Consider the following 19,135-nt stretch of genomic DNA (forward strand, 5'->3'; position numbering starts at 1 on the left):
CATCGCCGGATGGCCGGGCAACACGAAAACTAGCCGCGGCTGGGGATGGTCAGCTTGCAGGCTTGGCCGATGTCGAGGGTCCGCAGCACTCGGCCCATGCCGACCCACAGCGCGCAGGACAGTGCCAGGTCGGCCAGCAGTTCGTCGGAGAAGTGTGCGGCGCACCGGCTCCAGAAGTCTTCGTCGTCGCGCAGCGCGGTGTGCTCGGTGGCGAAGCGGTCGGCGAACTCGGCGGCCAGCCGCTCCTGTTCGCTGTAGCCGGGCCAGGTGCGCCACTCGTGGACGTGGTCATAGAGCTCCTCGTCCACACCCGCCGCCGGTCCGTCTTCATCGCGGGTGTTGACGCAGACGACGCATTCGTTGCGGTGGGCGATCACGGCGCGGGCCAGTTCGCGGGTGCGGATCGGCAACCGGTTCTTGGTGTACACCGCCTGGCTGAAGCCGCCGAGCGCGCCGCCGATGTCCGGGGACTTCACAAACCAGCCGGCCAGGTCGTCGTCAGCAAAAGTTCCGATTCGGCTCATGGCGTGATGGTACGCCCGCGTCATCACCCGGGTTGGGGATGTCGGCGAATGCGTATCGGCACCGGTTAGCGAGCGGCCGACGGGATTGCCACGGTCGGCTGTTCCTCATGCCAATCCCGTTGGGCCAGCACACGATGCGCGACGCGGTCCAGCGCCGCCTCCACCGCGCGGCGGTCCGGGCGACCCTCGAATCCCGGTGACCGGGCGAGCTTGTCGACCAGCCAGGCCAACAGCAGCGAGTGCACGTATGCGACCTGTTGTCCCCCGGCCGGGGTGAGCCACATCCGCTCGCCGTCGCGCTGCGCGTAACCCCCGGAGACCAGGCGGGCGAAGGTGGGCTCGAGCACCTCGAACGGTATCCGGAGGTAGTCGGCCATGTCGGTGAGCCGGGCGGTCCCGTACATCTCGGTGTAGCGATTGATCCGCAAGACCCCCCACAGTCCGGCGACGTCGAGCCGGCAATCGGGTCGCATGGCGATGCTGCGCAGCCGCATGCCGGTCTCGCCGCGCAGCATCCGCGCGATCGCGTTCTCCAGCATCTGGTCGGGCGTCTCGGTGGTCGGCATGCCGAACGCGTCGCCGAGATCGATTGTGCTGTCGTGGATGTCGCGCAGCGGGATCTCGCGCAAGAACAGCGCCAGCACGAATCCGACCAGGGCGACCGGCGCCGCCCAGAAGAAGACCTGGGTGAGCGACTCGGCGTAGGCCGCCACGATCGGGGCGGCCACGTCGTGCGGTTGCCGGTGCAAAGCCCCGGGTGAACTGACCGCGCTGGGCGGTGCGCCGCTGGCCGCCAGGGCCGCACCGATGCGGCCGTTGAGGAAGTTCACGAACAGCGAGCCGAAAATGGCCGCGCCGAACGAACTTCCGATGGTCCGGAAAAACGTCACACCCGAGGTGGCGACGCCGAGGTCTTCGAAATTCGACGTGTTCTGCACGATGAGGATCAGCACCTGCATGGACAATCCGATGCCGGCGCCGAGGATCACCAGGTAAAGCGACTGGATCAGGGCGGAGGTGGACGGCTGCATGCGCGACATCAGCAGGAAGGCCAACGCCATCAGCGCGGTGCCGGCCACCGGAAAGACCTTGTAGCGCCCGGTCCGGCCGACGATGGTACCGCTGCCTGTCGAGGTGACCAGCATGCCGAGCACCATGGGCAGGGTGCGCAGGCCCGAGGTGGTCGCCGAAACCCCGTTGACGTACTGCATATAAGTCGGCAGGAAGGTCATCGCGCCCAGCATGGCGAAGCCCACCACGAAGGACAGCACGCAGCAGACGGTGAACACCGGGCTCCCGAACAACCGAATCGGCAAGATGGGTTCGGCCGCGCGCCGTTCCACCATCACGAACACGCCGAGCGCTATCGCAGCGCCGACGAACAGACCGATGATGGTCGGTGATCCCCACGGGTAGAGGGTGCCGCCCCAGCTGGTGGCCAGCGTCAGGCCCGCGGCGCCCAGGCCCACGAACGTGATGCCGGCGTAGTCGATGACGGGCTTGGCGGACGCGGTCAGGGCGGGAATCGCCGCTGCGGCAACGAAGACGACCACGACCGAGATCGGCACGTTGACCCAGAACGCCCAGCGCCAGGTCAGGTAGTCGGTGAAGTAGCCGCCGAGCAGCGGGCCGATGACCGTGGTGACGCCGAAGACCGCCCCGAGGATGCCCTGATATCGGCCCCGCTCGCGCAGGGGGACGACCTCGCCGATCAGCGCGCTGGCCGTGACGGTGATGGCGCCACCGCCGATCCCTTGCAGCGCGCGCGCACCCACCAGCATTGCCATCGACTGGGCCAGTCCGCACAGTATTGAGCCGATGACGAAAAAGACTATGGCCGTTTGGAATACGCGTTTGCGGCCGAAGACGTCGCCGAGCTTACCCACCAGCGCCGTGACGATGGTCGATGCGAGCAGATAGCTGGTGACCACCCAGGACTGATGCCCGGCATCGCCCAGGTTGGCGACGATGGTCGGCAGCGCCGTCGCGACGATGGTCTGGTCCAGCGCCGCGAGCAGCATGCCGAGCACGATCGCGATGAAGATCAGATTGCGTCGTTGCGGGCTGATCAGCTCGCCGCTGGATGCGGCACCGGAAGCCGGGCGAGTTTGGGTCGCTGCCCTTGGGCTCGTCATACCTGGGCGACGTTACCTATTTCGCCGCCGGCCGGGTCAGCTGGGTGGGCGCGACACGCACTGCGCCGAGTACAACTCCACACCGAGCTTGTCCATCAACTCGAGTTGGGTCTCGAGGTAGTCGATGTGCTTTTCCTCGTCCGCCACGATGTTCTCGAACAGCGTCGCGGTGGTGGAGTCCTGCTTTTCGCGGCACAGGATGATCGCCGGCTTGAGCCGCTCCATCACCTCGTACTCGATGGCCAGGTCGGCCTCGAACTGCTCACGCAGCGTCTGACCGATGCGCAGCGAGAAGAGGCGCTGGTAGTTCGGCAAGCCGTCGAGCAGAAGAATGCGGTCGGTGATCGCCTCGGCGTGTCGCATCTCGTCGAAGGACTCGGCCCGGGTGTGCCCAGCTAACTCGGTGAAACCCCAGTTGTCCTGCATCTTGGAGTGCAGGAAGTATTGGTTGATCGCGGTGAGCTCGCTGGTCAGCTGCTCGTTGAGCAGACGCAAAACTTCCGGATCCCCTTGCATTGTCACTCCTATGGTGTGAGCGGCTGTCGTATGTGGCCGCGGCGGGCACGCTGGGCTGGAGCGCACAAACCTGGGCTGTAGCAGCACTTTGCCACGGCCGCCGGGAATGTTCCAGCAAGGTTTGGCTGCGCTCAGTGGGTCCCCGAGTGGGGTAAGTCACCCCTTGGTTAGGTTAGACTCGGCTAACGAACTTAGGTTAGACTCCACTAATATGCGGCGTATGAATTCGGCCCCATCGCCCCGGTGCCTGATGACTCGGAACGCCGGCGGCCGGGACGATTCGCAGACGCTGGACCGGGCTTTCGACGAAGGGGACGCCGAAATGCGGGAGGTGCGCTGATGTACGTGTGCCTCTGTGTTGGGGCCACCAACCAGACCGTGTGCGACGTCGTCGCGCAGGGCGCATCGACCTCCAAAGAGATCGCCGCCGCCTGTGGGGCCGGTGGTGACTGCGGCCGCTGCCGGCGCACCCTGCGGGCCATCCTCGCCGCCTCGGCCAAGCTGCAGACGGCCCAGTCGGCCTAGCCGCCGTCAGCGTTTGTGCTTCAACTTTTGTTGAACGCGGCCAGCGCCGCGGCGTTGGCCTGTGCGCCCATGAGCTCGGCGAAGTGGGCGTTCTCGCGGGCGGTGGCCGCCACAATCTCGGGCCGGACGGGCTCCATCATGGTGTGCTTGACGGCCATCAAGCTCGAGATCGGCCGGGAGGCAAGGATTTCCGCGTGCTGACGGGCCTGCGTCAGCAGCTCGTCGGGTTCGCAGACCCGCCAGACCAGTCCCATCCGCAGGGCCTCGTCGGCGGCGACCCATTCCGACGACATCAGCAGCCAGGCCGCGTTCTGCCGGCCCACCAGCTGGGGCAGCAGGTATGACGATGCCGCTTCGGGCGCCACGCCCAGGCTGGTGAACGGGCACTTCAGGCGGGCGGTCGACGACATGAACGCCAGATCGGCGTAGCCGAGGATGGTGGCGCCGATGCCCACGCCGACGCCGTTCACCGCGCAGATCAGCGGCTTGGGAAAAGCGCTGAGCGCGCTGATCAGTCCGATGAAGCCATGCTTGCCCGGGGTGAAGTCCGGGTCGGTGATGCGTGCCTGCATTTCGGCCAGATCGGTACCGGCGCTGAAACCACGGCCCGCGCCGGTCAGCAGCACGACCGCGACTTCGGGATCGTCGGCGGCGGCCAGCAACGCCTCGGCAGTGGCGTCGTAGAGGGCTTCGTTGAACGCGTTGAGCGCCTCGGGCCGGTTCAGTGTGAGGGTACGTACCCGTTTGTCGTCGTCGATCTGCAGCGTCACGCCAGCAGCCTAACCAGGCTAGCCGTTGCTGTAGACGCGGGTTGGCGCGATCAACACCACGGCGCGACCCTCGGCGGCCATCACCCTGTCGTACTCGTCCCAGTCGTCGTGCGTGCCGCCCGCGGCGGTGAACACGTCGCGAAGCAGCAGCCGCAACTGATCGGCGTCCGTGAGCCAGGGCCGGCTGTCGGCCGGGCCGGCCAGCTCGGCGCGGCCCTCGACCGTCGCCCACCGCCAGCCGTTGCGAAAGGTGACGGCCAGCTGCGGTCGGGCCCGCAGGTTGGCCAGCTTGACCTTGCCGTAGGTGGTGAAGCCGAGAACTGGCTGGCCGTCCGCGGGGTGCGTCAGCAGCCCCACGTTCACCAGCGAAGCCTGGACCGTCGCGTCAGCGCGGACGGTCGACACCACCGCCAGGCCGCTTTCCGTCGCGGCCAAGGCGACCGCGTCGCGCAGTGTCGTCATGAGAGCCCCTCATCCGTTGAACGGGCTGGCGAAGACGTACCGGCTCGTCGGCACCGTGTCGATGTTCTCGTTGGCGCCAAAGGCGCTGGTGCTGGCGACCATTCGCCCGATCCGGTCCTGTAGGTCGTCGTCATCGGCGGCTCCGAAGAAAGCGTGGAGGTCGGTGATGGCCTCGATCGGGAACAACTCCTCGACGATGCCGGAGATTCCCGGCGCGTCCGGGGTCAGCGCCCGCACCACCCAGTTCTGGGTGTAGCCGAACGTCGACTGCGTTTCGATCGCCACCGAGGTGTGGTGACCCTGCCACCGCGTCAGCCAGGTCGCCTGGTCCATGTCGGCGGGCCGGCGCAGCAGCGCGACGTTGGCCAAACCCGGTGTGCGAGCGCCGGATTCGACGGTTGGAGCCATCAGCGGGACGGATTCGGTCACCAGATACGCGGCGAGCTGTTCACATTCCTGGGCGAGGAATTTGAACGCCGCCGTCATCTGCTCGCCGTAGCACTGCTGGGTCCACATGCTCACCACCGCCGCGACCGGCGGGTCCAGGGTGGTCAGCGTCATCAGCGAGTGGCGCACGGTGCTGTCCCGAACATTCATCTGCAGCCCGGCGACGCCCAGTTCCAGCAGCGCGTCGGCGACGTGACCCCGTTGCCGGGCACACCACGCGTCATCCGGCTCGGCCCGCCTGAGCACCGCGATCACCTTTTCCATAGGCAGAACCTACCCGGGGCGGGCACCGGGTAGGCCTACTTCACCAGCCGCACCTGGTGCTGGCTGCTGATCACTGTGCCGATCAGCTCGGCCAGCCGGCGATAGGACTCGTCGCGCCCGCTCGATGACCGGTAGACCAAGCCGATCCGCCGCCCCGGGCGAGGTGCGGCGAACTGCGCCAGGCCCAGGCGGCTGCGCGAGGCCTCGACCGGCACCGCGCTCTGTGGAATGAGCGTGACGCCCAGGCCGCCGGTCACGCATTGCACCGCGGTCGCCAGGGAGGCCGCCCGGGTATTGGCCAGCTCTGCCCGCACCCCCGCCTTGTGACAGACGTCGAGTGCTTGATCACGCAGGCAGTGGCCTTCGTCCAGCAACAGCAGCGGCAGGTCGGCCAGGGCGGTCGCCGGAACCCGGCGCTTGCCAGCCAGCGGATGGCCGGGCGGTAGGGCGAGGACGAAATCCTCGTCGTAGATCGGGATCGCGGTGACACCGGCACCCTCGGCGGGCAGGGCGATCAGGGCCGCATCCAGTGCGCCCTCACGCAGCACCGCCAACAGCCGTTCGGTCTGGTCTTCGGTCACCCGCAACGTCAGGCCCGGCAGCCGCTCGGCGACGCCGGCCAGCACGGTCGGCAGCACATAGGGCGCCACCGTCGGTATCAGCCCCAGCCGCACGCCGGTCTGCAGCGGGTCGGTGGACCCGGCCGCGGCGGCGCTGAACGCGTCGGCGGCCTCGACGACCGCCTGGGCGCGCGGGAGCAGTTCCGTGCCCTGCGTTGTCAAGAAGACACGCCGCGTCGACCGCTCGACCAGCTGGGTGCCCAGGCCCGCCTCCAGCGCCGCCAGCGCCTGCGACAACGTCGACTGGCTGACGCCGAGATCCGTTGCGGCACTGCTGAATTGCCGCTTCTCGGCGATCGCCACGAACGCGCGCAGGCCGGCGATAGTGGGCTGATAAGTCTTATCGGTCATGCCTATGAGTCTAGTGGGAAATATCACCTTTACTTCAATAAGGCTACGCGGCAACATGGTGGAGAACATCTAATCTTGAGTAATTCCAGATAAGGAGCGATATGCCTCTGCTGACCATCGGCGACCAGTTCCCCGCCTACGAGCTCACTGCGTTGATCGCGGGCGATCTGTCCAAGGTCGACGCCAAGCAGCCTGGGGACTACTTCACCACCATCACCAACGAGGACCACGCCGGCAAGTGGCGCGTGGTGTTCTTCTGGCCGAAGGACTTCACCTTCGTATGCCCGACCGAGATTGCCGCGTTCGGCAAGCTCAACGACGAATTCGCCGACCGCGACGCGCAGGTGCTGGGTGTCTCGATCGACAGCGAGTTCGTGCACTTCAACTGGCGGGCCCAGCACGAGGACCTGAAGAAGCTGCCGTTCCCGATGCTCGCGGACATCAAGCGGGAGCTGAGCCTGGCCACCGGTGTGCTCAACGCCGACGGCGTGGCCGACCGGGCGACCTTCATCGTCGACCCGAACAACGAGATCCAGTTCGTCTCGGTGACCGCGGGTTCGGTGGGTCGTAACGTCGAAGAGGTGCTGCGCGTCCTGGACGCACTGCAGTCCGACGAGCTGTGCGCCTGCAACTGGCGCAAGGGTGACCCGACGCTGGACGCCACCGAGCTGCTCAAGCAGTCGGCCTGATCCCGGCCTGGATCGCATAAGGTTCGGAGAAGGAGGCGAGATGAGCGTAGAAAACCTCAAAGAAGCGCTACCGGAGTACGCCAAGGACCTCAAGCTCAACCTGGGCTCAATCACTCGCACGACCGAGCTCAACGAGGAGCAGCTGTGGGGCACCCTGCTGGCCAGCGCCGCGGCGACGCGCAACACCCAGGTGCTCGCCGAGATCGGGGCCGAGGCGGCCGACATCCTGTCCGCCGAGGCCTACAACGCGGCGCTGGGAGCCGCATCGATCATGGGCATGAACAACGTGTTCTACCGTGGCCGGGGCTTCCTGGACGGCAAGTACGACGATCTGCGCGCGGGGTTGCGGATGAACATCATCGCCAACCCGGGCGTGGAGAAGGCGAACTTCGAGCTGTGGTCGTTTGCGGTGTCGTCGATCAACGGATGCCCGGACTGCGTGGCCGCTCATGAGCACACGCTGCGCGAGGCCGGCGTCAGCCGGGAAACCATCCAGGAGGCGTTGAAGGCCGCGGCGATCATTTCCGGCGTGGCACAAGCGATCATCGCCTCCCAGACGCTGGCCACCGTCGGCTGATCGCGCCGTCGTGACCAGAACCGTGACCGGACCCGCCTGGGTCCAGCACGCGATCTGGTGGCAGGTCTATCCCCTGGGGTTCGTGGGAGCGTTTCCCGCACCGCAGGCAGACGAGCCGCCGCAACCGGAGGAGCACCGGTTGCGGCGGCTCGTCGACTGGCTGGACCACGCCATCGAACTCGGGGCTTCCGGCCTCGCGCTGGGACCCGTCTTCGCCTCGCGCACACACGGTTACGACACCACCGACCACTACCGCATCGACCCCCGGCTGGGCGATGACGACGACTTCGACCACCTGATCGCCGAGGCTCATCGCCGCGGACTGCGGGTACTGCTCGACGGGGTGTTCAATCACGTCGGCCAGGATTTCGCGCGCTACCGCGAGGCCGCCGCCGACGACGACGCGGCCGCACGCTGGTTTCGCGGACGGCCCGGCCGATTTCACACCTTCGAAGGCCACGAGGGACTGATCACCCTCAACCACGACAACCCCGAGGTGGCCGACTACGCCGTCGACGTCATGGCGCACTGGCTGGGTCGCGGCGCCGACGGCTGGCGACTCGACGCGGCTTATGCCGTGCCGCAACACTTCTGGGCCTCGACGCTGCCGCGGGTGCGGGAGCGCTACCCGGACGCCTGGTTCGTCGGGGAGCTCATCCACGGCGACTACGCCGCGGTCGTGGAGGCCGCCACCTTCGACTCGGCCACGCAATACGAGCTGTGGAAGGCGATCTGGAGCGGCCTCAACGACGGCAATTTCTTCGAGCTGGACTGGGCGCTGCAGCGCCACAACGAGTTTCTGACCTGCTTCGCGCCGCTGACGTTCATCGGCAACCACGACGTCACCCGCATCGCCAGCCGGCTGGAAAGTCCCGAACACGTCGCCCACGCGCTGGTGCTGTTGCTGACGGTCGGCGGGGTGCCCAGCGTCTACGCCGGCGACGAACTGGGATTCCGGGGGGTCAAGGAGGAACGCTTCGGCGGTGACGACGCGGTTCGCCCCGAGTTCGGCTCTCCCCCACTGCAACTCGACGACTTCGGCGTCGAAACCTGGCGGCTGCACCAATACCTGGTCGGCCTGCGACGCCGCTACCCGTGGTTACATGCGGCGACCACCACCGCCCGGCTGCTGGAAAACCGGCGCTACGTGTACGAGACGCGCCACGGCGACGATGCCCTGCTGGTGGCGCTCAACATCGACGACGAGCCGCTGCGGGTGACGCTGCCGAAGCTGGGCACCGCTCGCGCCGAGGTGATCGGCGGATCGGCCGCCCCACCGCAGGAGGTCGTCGACACCGTTGCCGTCGAGCCCCACGGCTGGCGGATCCTGCGCCCGGTCTAGGGCCCGGCTTTTCACGGCGTCGCCTAGGGCCCGGTCAGCCGCTCCAAGGTCAGCCGGTCCTGGCGGCCGTCGTAATACTTGTCCAGCACCGCGACGAAGTCGGCGTTGTCCTCGGTCGCGTGGGCGAACAGCGTCATCGAGGAGCGCAGTTTGAGGTCGTCCGGCGAGCCGAGAATCTGACCGATGGATCGCCCCTGCACCGCGGCGACCAGCCGGGAACACTCGCGCAACCGTGGCCCCAGCAGCTCACGGCGCAGATAGGCGTCGGCTTCGTCGAGCGAGGCGATGCCGAACCGTGCCGCCATGGCGCTGCCGCCCAGCCCGCGCAGCTGCGGGAAGACGAACCACATCCAGTGACTGCGTTTTCGCCCGGCGCGCAACTCGGCGATGACGTCGCGGTACACCGGCTCCTGCGCGTCCACAAAGCGATTGAGATCGAACGGGTCGCCTGTCGAGTCCATTTGACTACGGTTGCACACATGGCAGTCCGACGACGAGTGCCCAAGGTGCGCGACCTCGCGCCGCTGATGCAGTTCAAGCGGCCCCGGCTCAACGCGACCAGGCGCCGCCTCGACGCCGCGTACACCATCGAGGACCTGCGAGCCATCGCCAAGCGCCGCACCCCGAGGGCGGCGTTCGACTACACCGACGGGGCCGCCGACGACGAACTGTCCATCCAACGCGCACGACAAGCGTTCCGCGACATCGAGTTTCATCCGACGATTCTGCGTGACGTCTCCCAGGTCACCACCGGCTGGAATGTGCTGGGGCAGCCGGTCGTGTTGCCGTTCGGGATCGCCCCCACCGGATTCACCCGCTTGATGCACACCGAGGGCGAGATCGCCGGAGCGCAAGCGGCGGCCGACGCCGGGATCCCGTTTTCGCTGTCCACCTTGGGTACCTGTGCGATCGAGGATCTCGTCACCGCCGTCCCGCAGGGCCGAAAGTGGTTCCAGCTCTACATGTGGCGCGATCGCGAGCGCTCCATGGCCCTGGTGCGGCGCGCCGCCGACGCGGGCTTCGACACGCTGCTGGCCACCGTCGACGTCCCGGTCTCCGGTGCCCGGCTACGGGATAACCGCAACGGCATGACGATTCCGCCGACACTGACGCTGCGCACCGTGCTCGATGCCGTGCCGCACCCGAAATGGTGGTTCGATCTGCTGACCACCGAGCCGCTGGCGTTTGCCTCGCTCGATCGCTGGCCCGGCACCGTCGCCGAGTATCTGAGCACGATGTTCGATCCCAGCCTCACCTTCGACGATCTGGAGTGGATCAAGGCGCAATGGCCCGGCAAGCTCGTCGTGAAAGGGATTCAGACACTCGAGGACGCGCGCGCCGTCGTCGACCGCGGCGTCGACGGCATCGTCTTGTCGAATCATGGTGGGCGCCAACTGGACCGGGCCCCCGTGCCCTTTCACCTGCTGCCCACCGTCGCGCGGGAGCTTGGGCAACACACCGAGATCCTGGTGGACACCGGCATCATGGCCGGCGCCGACATCGTCGCCGCGATCGCGCTGGGGGCCCGCTGCACGCTGGTCGGGCGCGCCTACCTGTACGGCCTGATGGCCGGCGGTGAGGCGGGGGTGAGCCGCGCGATCGACATCCTCCGCAGCGGGATTGTGCGGACCATGGCGCTGCTCGGCGTCACCTGCCTCGAGGAGCTCTCCCCCCAGCACGTTACGCAACTGCGACGGCTGGGCCCGTTGCCGCCGGTGTGACGCCGGCCGCACACCCGCAACGGCCGGGGTCCCCGGGAACAAACCGGCGCCCGGCTGGGTTAAGCGCATCAGACTCAACTTTTGGAGGATTTGATGGCTGAAGCCAAGTCGGTGCCGGTGCTGTTTGTCACTGACACCATCGTGTTGCCCGGAATGGTGGTGCCGATCGCGCTGGACGACGCCGCCCGAGCGGCGATCGATGCCGCTGCGGCGAGCGAATCGGGACAGCTGCTGATCGCCCCCCGACTGGACGACCGTTACCCCTCGCACGGCGTGATCGCGAAAATCCTGCAGGTCGGGCGCATCGCCGGCGGTGGCACCGCCGCGGTGGTGCGCGGTGAGCGCAGGGCGCAGATCGGGGCGGGAGCGTCCGGGCCCGGTGCGGCCCTGTGGGTCGAGGTGACCGAGGTCCCCGACGGCGAGACGACCGACGAGATCAAGGCGCTCACGGCGGAGTACAAGAAGCTGCTGCTGGCCATGCTGCAACGCCGCGAAGCGTGGGAGATCATCGATTACGTCAACAGGCTGACCGACCCGTCGGCGCTGGCCGATACCTCCGGCTACGCCTCGTACCTGACCAACGCGCAGAAACGGCAACTGCTCGAGACCGTCGACGTCACCGAGCGGCTGCGGGTGCTGATCGACTGGACCAGCTCGCATTTGGCCGAGGTCGAGGTCAACGACAAGATCGCCGAGGACGTGCGCGAGGGCATGGAGAAGACGCAGAAGGAGTTCCTGCTGCGCCAACAGCTGGCCGCCATCCGCAAGGAACTGGGCGAGGGCGAACCGGACGGCTCGGATGACTACCGTGCCCGCGTCGAGGCCGCCGAGCTGCCCGAGCAGGTGCGTGAGGCCGCGCTGCGCGAGGTCGGCAAGCTGGAACGGTCCAGCGACCAGAGCCCGGAAAGCGGCTGGATCCGCACCTGGCTGGACACCGTCCTGGACCTGCCGTGGAACGTCCGGACCGAGGACTCCACGGACCTGGAGGCGGCCCGGGAAATCCTGGACGCCGACCACCACGGGCTGGACGACGTCAAGGACCGCATCGTCGAGTACCTGGCCGTGCGGGCGCGCCGCGCCCAGCGTGGGCTCCAGGTCGTCGGCGGGCGCGGCTCCGGTGCAGTGATGGTGCTGGCCGGTCCCCCCGGGGTCGGCAAGACGTCGCTGGGCGAGAGCGTGGCCAGGGCTTTGGGCCGCAAGTTCGTCCGCGTCGCCCTGGGCGGCGTGCGCGACGAGGCCGAGATCCGCGGGCACCGGCGCACCTATGTGGGAGCGTTGCCGGGCCGGATCGTGCGTGCGATCGGTGAGGCGGGATCGATGAATCCCGTTGTGTTGCTGGACGAAATCGACAAGGTCGGTGCCGACTTTCGCGGTGACCCGAGCGCGGCGCTGCTCGAGGTGCTCGACCCCGCGCAGAACCACACCTTCCGCGACCACTACCTGGATTTGGACCTGGACCTGTCCGACGTGGTGTTCCTGGCCACCGCCAACGTGATCGAGAACATTCCGTCCGCCCTGCTGGACCGCATGGAGCTGGTTGCGATCGACGGCTACACCGAGGACGACAAGGTCGCCATCGCGCGTGACTACCTGCTGCCCCGGCAGCGCCAGCGCGCGGCGCTGACCGAGGACGAGGTCGCGGTGACCGACGCGGCGTTGCGCAAGATCGCGGCGGATTACACCCGCGAGCCCGGCGTGCGCCAGTTCGAGCGGCTGTTGGCCAAGGCGCTGCGCAAGGCCACCACCAAGCTGGCCGCCAACCCGGAGCCGTTGACCATCGACGAGCCGGATCTGGTTGGCTACCTTGGCCGCCCGCGATTCACGCCGGAATCGGCCGAACGCACGGCGGTGCCCGGGGTGGCCACCGGCCTGGCCGTGACCGGCCTGGGTGGTGACGTGCTCTACATCGAGGCCGGCGCCACCGACGGGGAACCGGGTTTGCAGTTGACCGGCCAGCTGGGCGACGTGATGAAGGAGTCGGCGCAGATCGCGCTGTCCTACGTGCGCTCCCACGCCGACGCGCTCGGTGTCGAGCCCGCGGCGCTGAACCGGCGCATCCACGTCCACGTCCCCGCGGGTGCGGTGCCCAAGGACGGCCCGTCGGCCGGTGTCACCATGGTGACCGCCCTGGTCTCGATGGCGACCGGGCGTCAGGTCCGTTCCGACGTCGGCATGACCGGTGAGGTCACGCTGAACGGTCGGGTGCTGCCCATCGGCGGGGTGAAGCAGAAGCTGCTGGCGGCCCAACGTGCCGGTCTGTCAACGGTTTTCATTCCGGCGCGCAACGAGCCCGATCTGGACGACGTGCCCGCCGAGGTGCTCGAGGTGCTGGACGTGCGGCCCATGACCGATGTCGCCGAGATCGTTGCGCAGGCCCTGGAGCCGGCGGCGCAGGCCGCCACCGTGGCCGCATGACGCTGTCTAGGCGGTGTTGACCCCGTGTCGAGCTAGTGACGACGCCATGGCCCCGGGCAAGGCAAGAAGTTTTGGCTTCCCCCGGGGCCGGGTATCTGTCAGCGCAGAGGGAAGACCAGCCGAGGGGGGAATGACCTCTAACCCGACGTCAAACGGCGCGGGTGGACGAACAACAGATCACTGCCGTGACGCCGCCGTAGGCGGTCGACCGGCCGGATAAGGAGTTCATCATGAGGTTGAACAGAATTGCTGCTAGCGCCGCGATCGCGGGTGCTTTGACGTCCGGTGCGCTCGGAATCGGCGCCGGGTTGGCGCAGGCCGACCCGCATGGGCCGAATCCGCCGGTGCCGGGTTGCGTCGGCGGCCCCGGCGCCAACTGCAACGGCCCGGGCACCCCGCTTCCGCCGGGGCAGCGCGGATTCCCGCCGCCGGGGCACTTCAACGACCCGATCGGTTACGGGTACCCGGCTCGCTGGACTCCGCCGGGCCAACCGGGCGACTACCCGGTGGTATTCAACCCGGACTTCAACCAGTGGGGCGTGTTCCTGCCCGGCGGCCAATTCGTGGCCTACGCCACGTAAAACCGCATAACGAGACAGCCGCCGCGCATGTGGCGGCTGTTCTCGTTTGCGGCAGAATCGACGGCATGAGCGACTTCGCGACACTGAAACGGCAAGTGGTCCATCGGGTTCAGCGGCTGCTCGTCAACCCGGTGGGCCGGCAGCTGCCGACGACCATGCTGGAAACCACCGGGCGCAAGAGCGGGCAACCGCGCCGGACCGCGGTGGGTGGCCGCGTCGTGGACAACCGGTTCTGGATGGTCGCCGAACACGGCGAGCACTCCGACTATGTTCGCAACATCAAAGCGAATCCGGCTGTGCGCGTGCGGGTTGGCGGGCGGTGGCGCAGCGGGACCGCGCACCTGCTGCCCGACGACGATGCCGTGCGGCGGCTGGGCGAGCTGCCGCGGATGAACAGCGCGATGGTGCGCCTGATGGGCAGCGACCTGCTCACCATCCGCGTCGATCTGGACTGAAGGGTTCATGGCCTACGACGAAGACCTGGCCAACCGGATCCGCGAACTGTTGGGATCGGAGTCCGGCGTCGAGGAGAAGCGCATGTTCGGCGGCCTGGCGTTCCTGGTCGACGGCAACATGTCGGTCGCCGTGAGCGGGCAGGGCGGACTGCTGGTACGCGCGTCCTCCGCCGAGTTCGAATCGCTGCTGCGGCGTGCGCACGTCCACCCCATGGTGATGGGCGGCCGAGAGGTGCGCGGCTGGCTGCGTGTCGAGGCCGCCGGGGTGCGGACCAAGCGGCAGCTGCAGGGGTGGGTGAACCGTGGGGTCGGCTACGCGCGCACCCTGCCGCCCAAGTAGCGTGCGGTTTGCTCGCGCGGGGCGCGGGTACGCGGGTGCGTATGGACAAGCGGGTGCGACGACTTCTTGACGTTGCCGGCACGACCTATGCGGCGCAGGCGCGTATCAAGCTGAGCGACAAGCCGATGCCGCTGTTTCAGCTGCTGGTCCTGTGCATGCTTGCCAGCAAGCCGATCGACGCCGGCATCGCCACGGCCGCCGCGCGTGAGCTGTTCAAAGCCGGCCTGCGCACACTAAAAGCCGTGCAGGCGGCCGACCGGCACACCATGATCGAGGCGTTCGGGCGTGCCCACTACGTGCGCTACGACGAGAGCTCGGCGACCCGGCTGGCGGATATGGCCGACCGGGTTCGCGACGACTACTCCGGCGATCTGCGCCGTCTGGCCGATCGCAGCCGGCATGATGCCGCAGCGGCCAAACGGATGCTCAAGCAGTTCAAGGGAATCGGCGACACCGGCGCCGACATCTACCTGCGCGAAGTTCAAGACGTGTGGACCTGGGTGCGCCCGTATTTCGATGACCGGGCCACCGGCACCGCCAAGCAATTGGGTCTGCCCGCCGCGCCGGCGAAGCTGGGATCCCTTGCGCCGCACGCCAATGCGAGGCTGGCCGCCGCGCTGGTCAGGGCGTCGCTGGACGACGATGTGCGTCAGCGGGTGACCGGCTGAGCGGCCCGTGACCATACGCATCGGTACCTCAGGGTGGTCCTACAACCACTGGGCGAATGTGTTGTATCCGACGGGAACGCCGTCGGGGCGCCGCCTCGCCCGCTACGTCGAGGTGTTCGACACCGTCGAGCTGAACGCCAGTTTCTACCGGTGGCCGCAGGATTCGACCTTCACGGGCTGGCGCCGCCAGCTGCCGGAGGGTTTCACCATGTCCGTCAAGGCGCATCGCGGATTGACCCACTACCGCCGGCTGGCCTCACCCGAACCGTGGATCGAACGATTCGAACGTTGTTGGCGCCTGCTGGGAGATCGGCACGGGGTGCTGCTCGCGCAGTTGCACCCCGAGCAACAGCGCGACGACGCGCGCCTGGATACGTTCCTGGCACTGATGCCCGAATCGATCCGCGTCGCCGTCGAATTGCGCCACCCCTCGTGGAATGACCCCGCGGTGTTCGAGTTGCTGGAACGCCGCCGCGCCGCCTATGTGGTGATGAGTGGCCTCGGGCTGGAGTGCATCCCGCGTGCCACGACCGATTTGGTGTACATCCGGATGCACGGCCCGGATCCGGAAGCCAACTATGCCGGCTCCTACTCCGATGACGACCTACGGCGCTGGGCCGAGCGAATCGCAGGCTGGGACGGCGAGGGACGCGAAGTGTGGATGTACTTCAACAACGACCTGGGCGGCCACGCGGTCCGCAACGCGCTGGCACTGCGCGAGCTTCTGGGTTGACGCACCCCAGCGACTAGCCCGCGGTGCGCTCGGGGTCCGAGCCGTCAGCGCCGCGCGGCACCGGCGTCCACGCCCCGTCGATGACCTCGGGTGGGCATTGCGCCTGCAGCCGTTCGCGTTCGGTGCGGCGGCGTTTGATCCGCAACCGCGCATCACCGGGCAGGGTGACCAGTTCGTTGCAGGTCAGGTAGTACATGTCCTCGACATCGTCGATGAGGTCCGCCTCGACCCGCAGCGAACCCAAGGCGCGCAACGTCATTCGGAGTTCGTGCGTGAACCGCATCGTGGTGTCGTAGGCCAGCTCCCGAGAACCACGGGCGGCGCGCGCCGGCCGTTGCTGCGGCGTCGGCGGCTGTTCGCAGGTGGCCGCGGCGATCAGCAACATGGTGGGATCGTCGGCGAATGTCGTGGCGGCCAACTCGGCCTCCCCCGGCCCGCGGTGCCCGATTCGCGCGACGGCGTCGTCGACGGCGGCAGCCGTCTTGGGTGACAGCGCGCGGATGCTGGCGAGGTTGCCGTCGGCGGCCAGCGCGCGCAACGGCGGGTCGGCTCGCAGCGCCGCCGCCAACTCGGCGATCTCGGCGTCGACGAGATGGCTGTCGGCGATCATGCCCACCCCGGACACACTGCGCCCCGCCTGGCCGCGCACCGGTGTCGCGGCGCCGACTCCGGCGTCGATCAGCCACAGCGCGTTGAGGATCCACCCTTGATGGATGCGATCGCGCAGCAGCCGCAGCCGAACTTCCAGTGCGGCCTCCGGTAGCAGCGCCAGTTGGCCGGTGTCGAGGTGTTCCGCGGCCGCGGCGGCGCCGTAGGCGCGGGTGTCGGACCGCAGGTGGCGCAGCAGCGCCACCGATCGACCCGCCGCGACGGCCTTGGCCAGCGAGCCCAGGGCGCCGCCTACCAGGGCCGGCTCACCGAACGGCAGCGGATCCCCGATGTGGGGCTGGCCGACCAGGGCGTCACGGGCGAGCGCCTCCTGATCCCAGCCGGGCAGCTGAGCGGCGGCGACCATGTTGACCGAGACCCCGATGTAGGGACGATGGCCGAACACCGCGACGGCCCGGCTGGCCCATTCCTCGTCCACCGCGCCGCCGAGCGCGAGCGCCTGGCCCAATACCCTGCTCGCCGTGCGCAATCCACTCAGTTGGACGTCAAGCGTGATCGGGGTGAGCGGTCCGGGCAGCGCCTCGTTGAGGGGGGACGCACTGAAGACGGGAAACCTCGGATCGATCTGGTCGTCGAATTCGCCCTCGATGCCTTCCGGTGCCGCACTGCGGGCGTTTTCGGAAGGCCGTCGGGAGTGGGCCAGCACCTCGACCGGGAGCGCGAGCCGCCCGCCGTGATTGATCGCGCCCGCGGTGTCGACTCGGCGACCGACGAGTCCGCGCGCGGTGTCGGCGACCGCGTCAAGCGCGTGCCAGCCGAACTGGAACGACCAATCTTCTTGTGCGGCAAAAACATCCATCTCGGGGACCAGTTGCGACCAGCTACGCACCCGATGCAGCCGGGACCGCGGGTCGGCGGCACGCAGCACCCGCCAGGCGGTGACCAGGTTGACGGTGTCCGGGCTGGCGAGGTCCACCACACCGGTGCGGTCGGTGTCGAGCACCGACACCAGAAAGCGCATCAGGTCGTCGAGATGAAGCACCCGCATCGGTTGGGTCGAGACCTTGGCGCGCAGCAGGGTGGCCACGGTGCGGCACACCATCCAGTCGAGCTGGCGACCGACCGGTGGCGCGATCCGGACCACGACGGTGGGGCCCCAACTCGACGAGACCAGGTCCTCGGCCGGCCGGTACAGCTCGGGCCGGCCGGCGGCCTGCGACACGAACAGCAGCCGGGACCCGGCGCGGGCGGCGGCATCGGTCACCCGTGCGAGGCCGTCAATGTCCGCGCTGCCCGGGGCGGTCGGGTCGATGGGGGCCAGGTGGATCACCGCGTCGGCCTCCTCGGTCAGGTCCCGTAGGACCCGATCGCGCAGCGACGCGCAAACAAACTCGACGTTGCGGTCCAGGCATGCATGGGGCAGTTCAGCAATGCCGGTGACCGTGTGCCCGGCAGCGATCAGCTGCCCAGCGACCAGCCGCCCGAGTGCGCCGGTGGCGTCGGTAACCAGGATGTGCACCTGGGCTCACCTCCCCCAACCCTCAGCATTCAACAATAGGCAAGTAGGCGTGGGCTACGCGACCGTTGGTCCGGTAACGGTTCGGCCGACCTGGTGTGATGTTGCCGGCCGGGCTATTGCAGCGTCGCGCTGCCGTCCGCGGCGACGGCGGCCTTGGCGCCACCGATGTCCTCCCGCACCGACTCCTGCGCCGCGGCGGGATCGGTGACCACGGCCAGCGCACGCGCCCCGTCGGGCGTCCGGACGGCCAGAAAAGCCTTCTCGGGACGCCCCTCGCGGTCGAAGGGGGTCGTCCAGGCCTCCACGGTGCCGACGCCTTCCCACCCGACCGCCGCGTCGGTCGTCGGCTCCCGATCGACGGCGGGTTGCGTGTCTTCCCAACGGAATTCGGCCGGTGGCTCGGTGCTGTACACGCCGAAGCTGTGTTTGGTCAGGTAGCCACCGTTGGCGGTGATCAGGCCGCGCCGGCCCGGATTGGCCACCAGCAACTCCGCCATGGTGGCGATCGAATGCATCACGTAGTTGCTCCATGGCCCGCCCGCGAACGTCAGACCGCCGGTCACCGTCAGCGGGCGGGCGGGATCGTCGACGCTCAGCCCGAGCTCGGCCGCCGCCACCTGAACCGCGGAGGGGAAGCAGGAGTACAGGTCGACGTAGTCGATGTCGTCGACACCCACGCCGGCCAGCTCGAGCGCCCGCGCGCCGGCGATCCGGATCGCGGTCGAGCGGTGCAGTTCGTGACGTTCGGCGACCGACGGCGTGTCATGGGCGTCGGTGCCCGCGTGCGGGTAAACCCACCGCTCGGCCGGAATCTTGAGCCGTGTCGCCTCCCCGGCGGAGGTCAGGACCAGCGCCGCGCCCTGGTCGACCAT

Annotated in this window: 20 protein-coding genes and 1 pseudogene; 11 read left to right on the plus strand and 10 right to left on the minus strand. The window is 68.3% G+C overall.

Going from position 1 to position 19,135, the window contains the following annotated elements; translation table 11 throughout:
• Positions 1–29 precede the first annotated feature (29 nt).
• From A5624_RS21530 to bfr, 3 genes are all read right to left on the minus strand, one after another.
• Positions 30–524: a carboxymuconolactone decarboxylase family protein gene (locus A5624_RS21530; RefSeq protein ID WP_066870794.1), complete on the minus strand. Its 495-nt coding sequence runs from the start codon at positions 522–524 to the stop codon at positions 30–32.
• A 65-nt stretch (positions 525–589) separates the two neighbouring features.
• A complete protein-coding gene (locus A5624_RS21535) occupies positions 590–2,659 on the minus strand; it encodes an MDR family MFS transporter (protein WP_066870746.1) in 2,070 nt (689 codons plus the stop codon).
• A 36-nt stretch (positions 2,660–2,695) separates the two neighbouring features.
• Positions 2,696–3,175, minus strand: coding sequence for a bacterioferritin (gene bfr / locus A5624_RS21540; protein ID WP_066870748.1), 480 nt, complete (start codon positions 3,173–3,175; stop codon positions 2,696–2,698).
• A gap of 339 nt (positions 3,176–3,514) precedes the next feature.
• On the opposite strand from bfr, the gene A5624_RS21545 reads away from it, so the two are divergent.
• Entirely contained in the window at positions 3,515–3,700 is a 186-nt protein-coding gene (locus tag A5624_RS21545) for a bacterioferritin-associated ferredoxin (RefSeq protein WP_066870751.1), read from the plus strand.
• A gap of 20 nt (positions 3,701–3,720) precedes the next feature.
• On the opposite strand, the gene A5624_RS21550 is transcribed toward A5624_RS21545, so the two are convergent.
• From A5624_RS21550 to A5624_RS21565, 4 genes are read right to left on the minus strand one after another with little or no spacing between them, the layout of a single operon-like run.
• A complete protein-coding gene (locus tag A5624_RS21550) occupies positions 3,721–4,470 on the minus strand; it encodes an enoyl-CoA hydratase/isomerase family protein (protein WP_066870755.1) in 750 nt (249 codons plus the stop codon).
• 18 nt (positions 4,471–4,488) lie between these two features.
• Positions 4,489–4,932 carry a TIGR03618 family F420-dependent PPOX class oxidoreductase gene (locus A5624_RS21555; RefSeq protein ID WP_066870758.1) on the minus strand — a complete coding sequence of 148 codons (444 nt, stop codon included), beginning with the start codon at positions 4,930–4,932 and terminating at the stop codon, positions 4,489–4,491.
• A 9-nt stretch (positions 4,933–4,941) separates the two neighbouring features.
• Positions 4,942–5,643, minus strand: a complete 702-nt coding sequence (locus A5624_RS21560; RefSeq protein WP_066870761.1) for an EthD domain-containing protein — start codon at positions 5,641–5,643, stop codon at positions 4,942–4,944.
• 35 nt (positions 5,644–5,678) lie between these two features.
• Positions 5,679–6,614, minus strand: a complete 936-nt coding sequence (locus A5624_RS21565; RefSeq protein ID WP_066870763.1) for a hydrogen peroxide-inducible genes activator — start codon at positions 6,612–6,614, stop codon at positions 5,679–5,681.
• Between the two features lie 101 nt (positions 6,615–6,715).
• Between A5624_RS21565 and A5624_RS21570 the strand changes: the two genes are divergently transcribed.
• Genes A5624_RS21570 through A5624_RS21580 form a run of 3 tightly spaced genes read left to right on the plus strand, consistent with a single transcriptional unit; the run spans position 6,716 to position 9,222 of the window.
• Complete coding sequence (locus A5624_RS21570; protein WP_066870766.1) at positions 6,716–7,303, plus strand: peroxiredoxin; 588 nt, start codon at positions 6,716–6,718, stop codon at positions 7,301–7,303.
• 40 nt (positions 7,304–7,343) lie between these two features.
• Positions 7,344–7,880, plus strand: a complete 537-nt coding sequence (locus A5624_RS21575) for an alkyl hydroperoxide reductase (protein ID WP_066870770.1) — start codon at positions 7,344–7,346, stop codon at positions 7,878–7,880.
• Between the two features lie 10 nt (positions 7,881–7,890).
• Entirely contained in the window at positions 7,891–9,222 is a 1,332-nt protein-coding gene (locus A5624_RS21580) for an alpha-amylase family protein (protein ID WP_082990628.1), read from the plus strand.
• Positions 9,223–9,245: 23 nt separating this feature from the next.
• Here A5624_RS21580 and A5624_RS21585 read toward each other — a convergent pair whose 3' ends face one another.
• Positions 9,246–9,683, minus strand: coding sequence for a DUF1810 domain-containing protein (locus A5624_RS21585; RefSeq protein ID WP_066870773.1), 438 nt, complete (start codon positions 9,681–9,683; stop codon positions 9,246–9,248).
• A gap of 18 nt (positions 9,684–9,701) precedes the next feature.
• On the opposite strand from A5624_RS21585, the gene A5624_RS21590 reads away from it, so the two are divergent.
• The 7 genes from A5624_RS21590 to A5624_RS21620 all read left to right on the plus strand — a co-directional run bounded on the left by A5624_RS21590 (position 9,702) and on the right by A5624_RS21620 (position 16,135).
• Entirely contained in the window at positions 9,702–10,943 is a 1,242-nt protein-coding gene (locus A5624_RS21590) for an alpha-hydroxy acid oxidase (RefSeq protein ID WP_066870776.1), read from the plus strand.
• A 93-nt stretch (positions 10,944–11,036) separates the two neighbouring features.
• Positions 11,037–13,358, plus strand: coding sequence for an endopeptidase La (lon, locus tag A5624_RS21595; protein ID WP_066870797.1), 2,322 nt, complete (start codon positions 11,037–11,039; stop codon positions 13,356–13,358).
• A 230-nt stretch (positions 13,359–13,588) separates the two neighbouring features.
• Positions 13,589–13,939 carry a hypothetical protein gene (locus tag A5624_RS21600; protein WP_066870779.1) on the plus strand — a complete coding sequence of 117 codons (351 nt, stop codon included), beginning with the start codon at positions 13,589–13,591 and terminating at the stop codon, positions 13,937–13,939.
• Between the two features lie 65 nt (positions 13,940–14,004).
• Positions 14,005–14,394 (plus strand): nitroreductase family deazaflavin-dependent oxidoreductase, encoded by a 390-nt coding sequence (locus tag A5624_RS21605; RefSeq protein WP_066870781.1) that lies wholly within the window; start codon positions 14,005–14,007, stop codon positions 14,392–14,394.
• A gap of 7 nt (positions 14,395–14,401) precedes the next feature.
• Positions 14,402–14,734 carry a TfoX/Sxy family protein gene (locus A5624_RS21610; protein ID WP_066870783.1) on the plus strand — a complete coding sequence of 111 codons (333 nt, stop codon included), beginning with the start codon at positions 14,402–14,404 and terminating at the stop codon, positions 14,732–14,734.
• Between the two features lie 41 nt (positions 14,735–14,775).
• The gene (locus A5624_RS21615; RefSeq protein WP_066870784.1) at positions 14,776–15,402 is read left to right on the plus strand and encodes an endonuclease; all 627 of its coding nucleotides are present in this window, start codon (positions 14,776–14,778) and stop codon (positions 15,400–15,402) included.
• Positions 15,403–15,409: 7 nt separating this feature from the next.
• Complete coding sequence (locus A5624_RS21620; RefSeq protein ID WP_066870786.1) at positions 15,410–16,135, plus strand: DUF72 domain-containing protein; 726 nt, start codon at positions 15,410–15,412, stop codon at positions 16,133–16,135.
• Between the two features lie 13 nt (positions 16,136–16,148).
• Here the strand turns inward: A5624_RS21620 and A5624_RS21625 are convergent, their stop codons facing one another.
• A complete protein-coding gene (locus tag A5624_RS21625; protein ID WP_066870788.1) occupies positions 16,149–18,263 on the minus strand; it encodes an NAD-dependent epimerase/dehydratase family protein in 2,115 nt (704 codons plus the stop codon).
• 113 nt (positions 18,264–18,376) lie between these two features.
• A pseudogene (locus tag A5624_RS21630) lies at positions 18,377–19,135 on the minus strand (hypothetical protein); the annotation flags it as partial.

It is taken from the genome of Mycobacterium sp. 1482292.6 (assembly GCF_001672995.1).
GTDB classification, from domain to species: domain Bacteria; phylum Actinomycetota; class Actinomycetes; order Mycobacteriales; family Mycobacteriaceae; genus Mycobacterium; species Mycobacterium europaeum_A.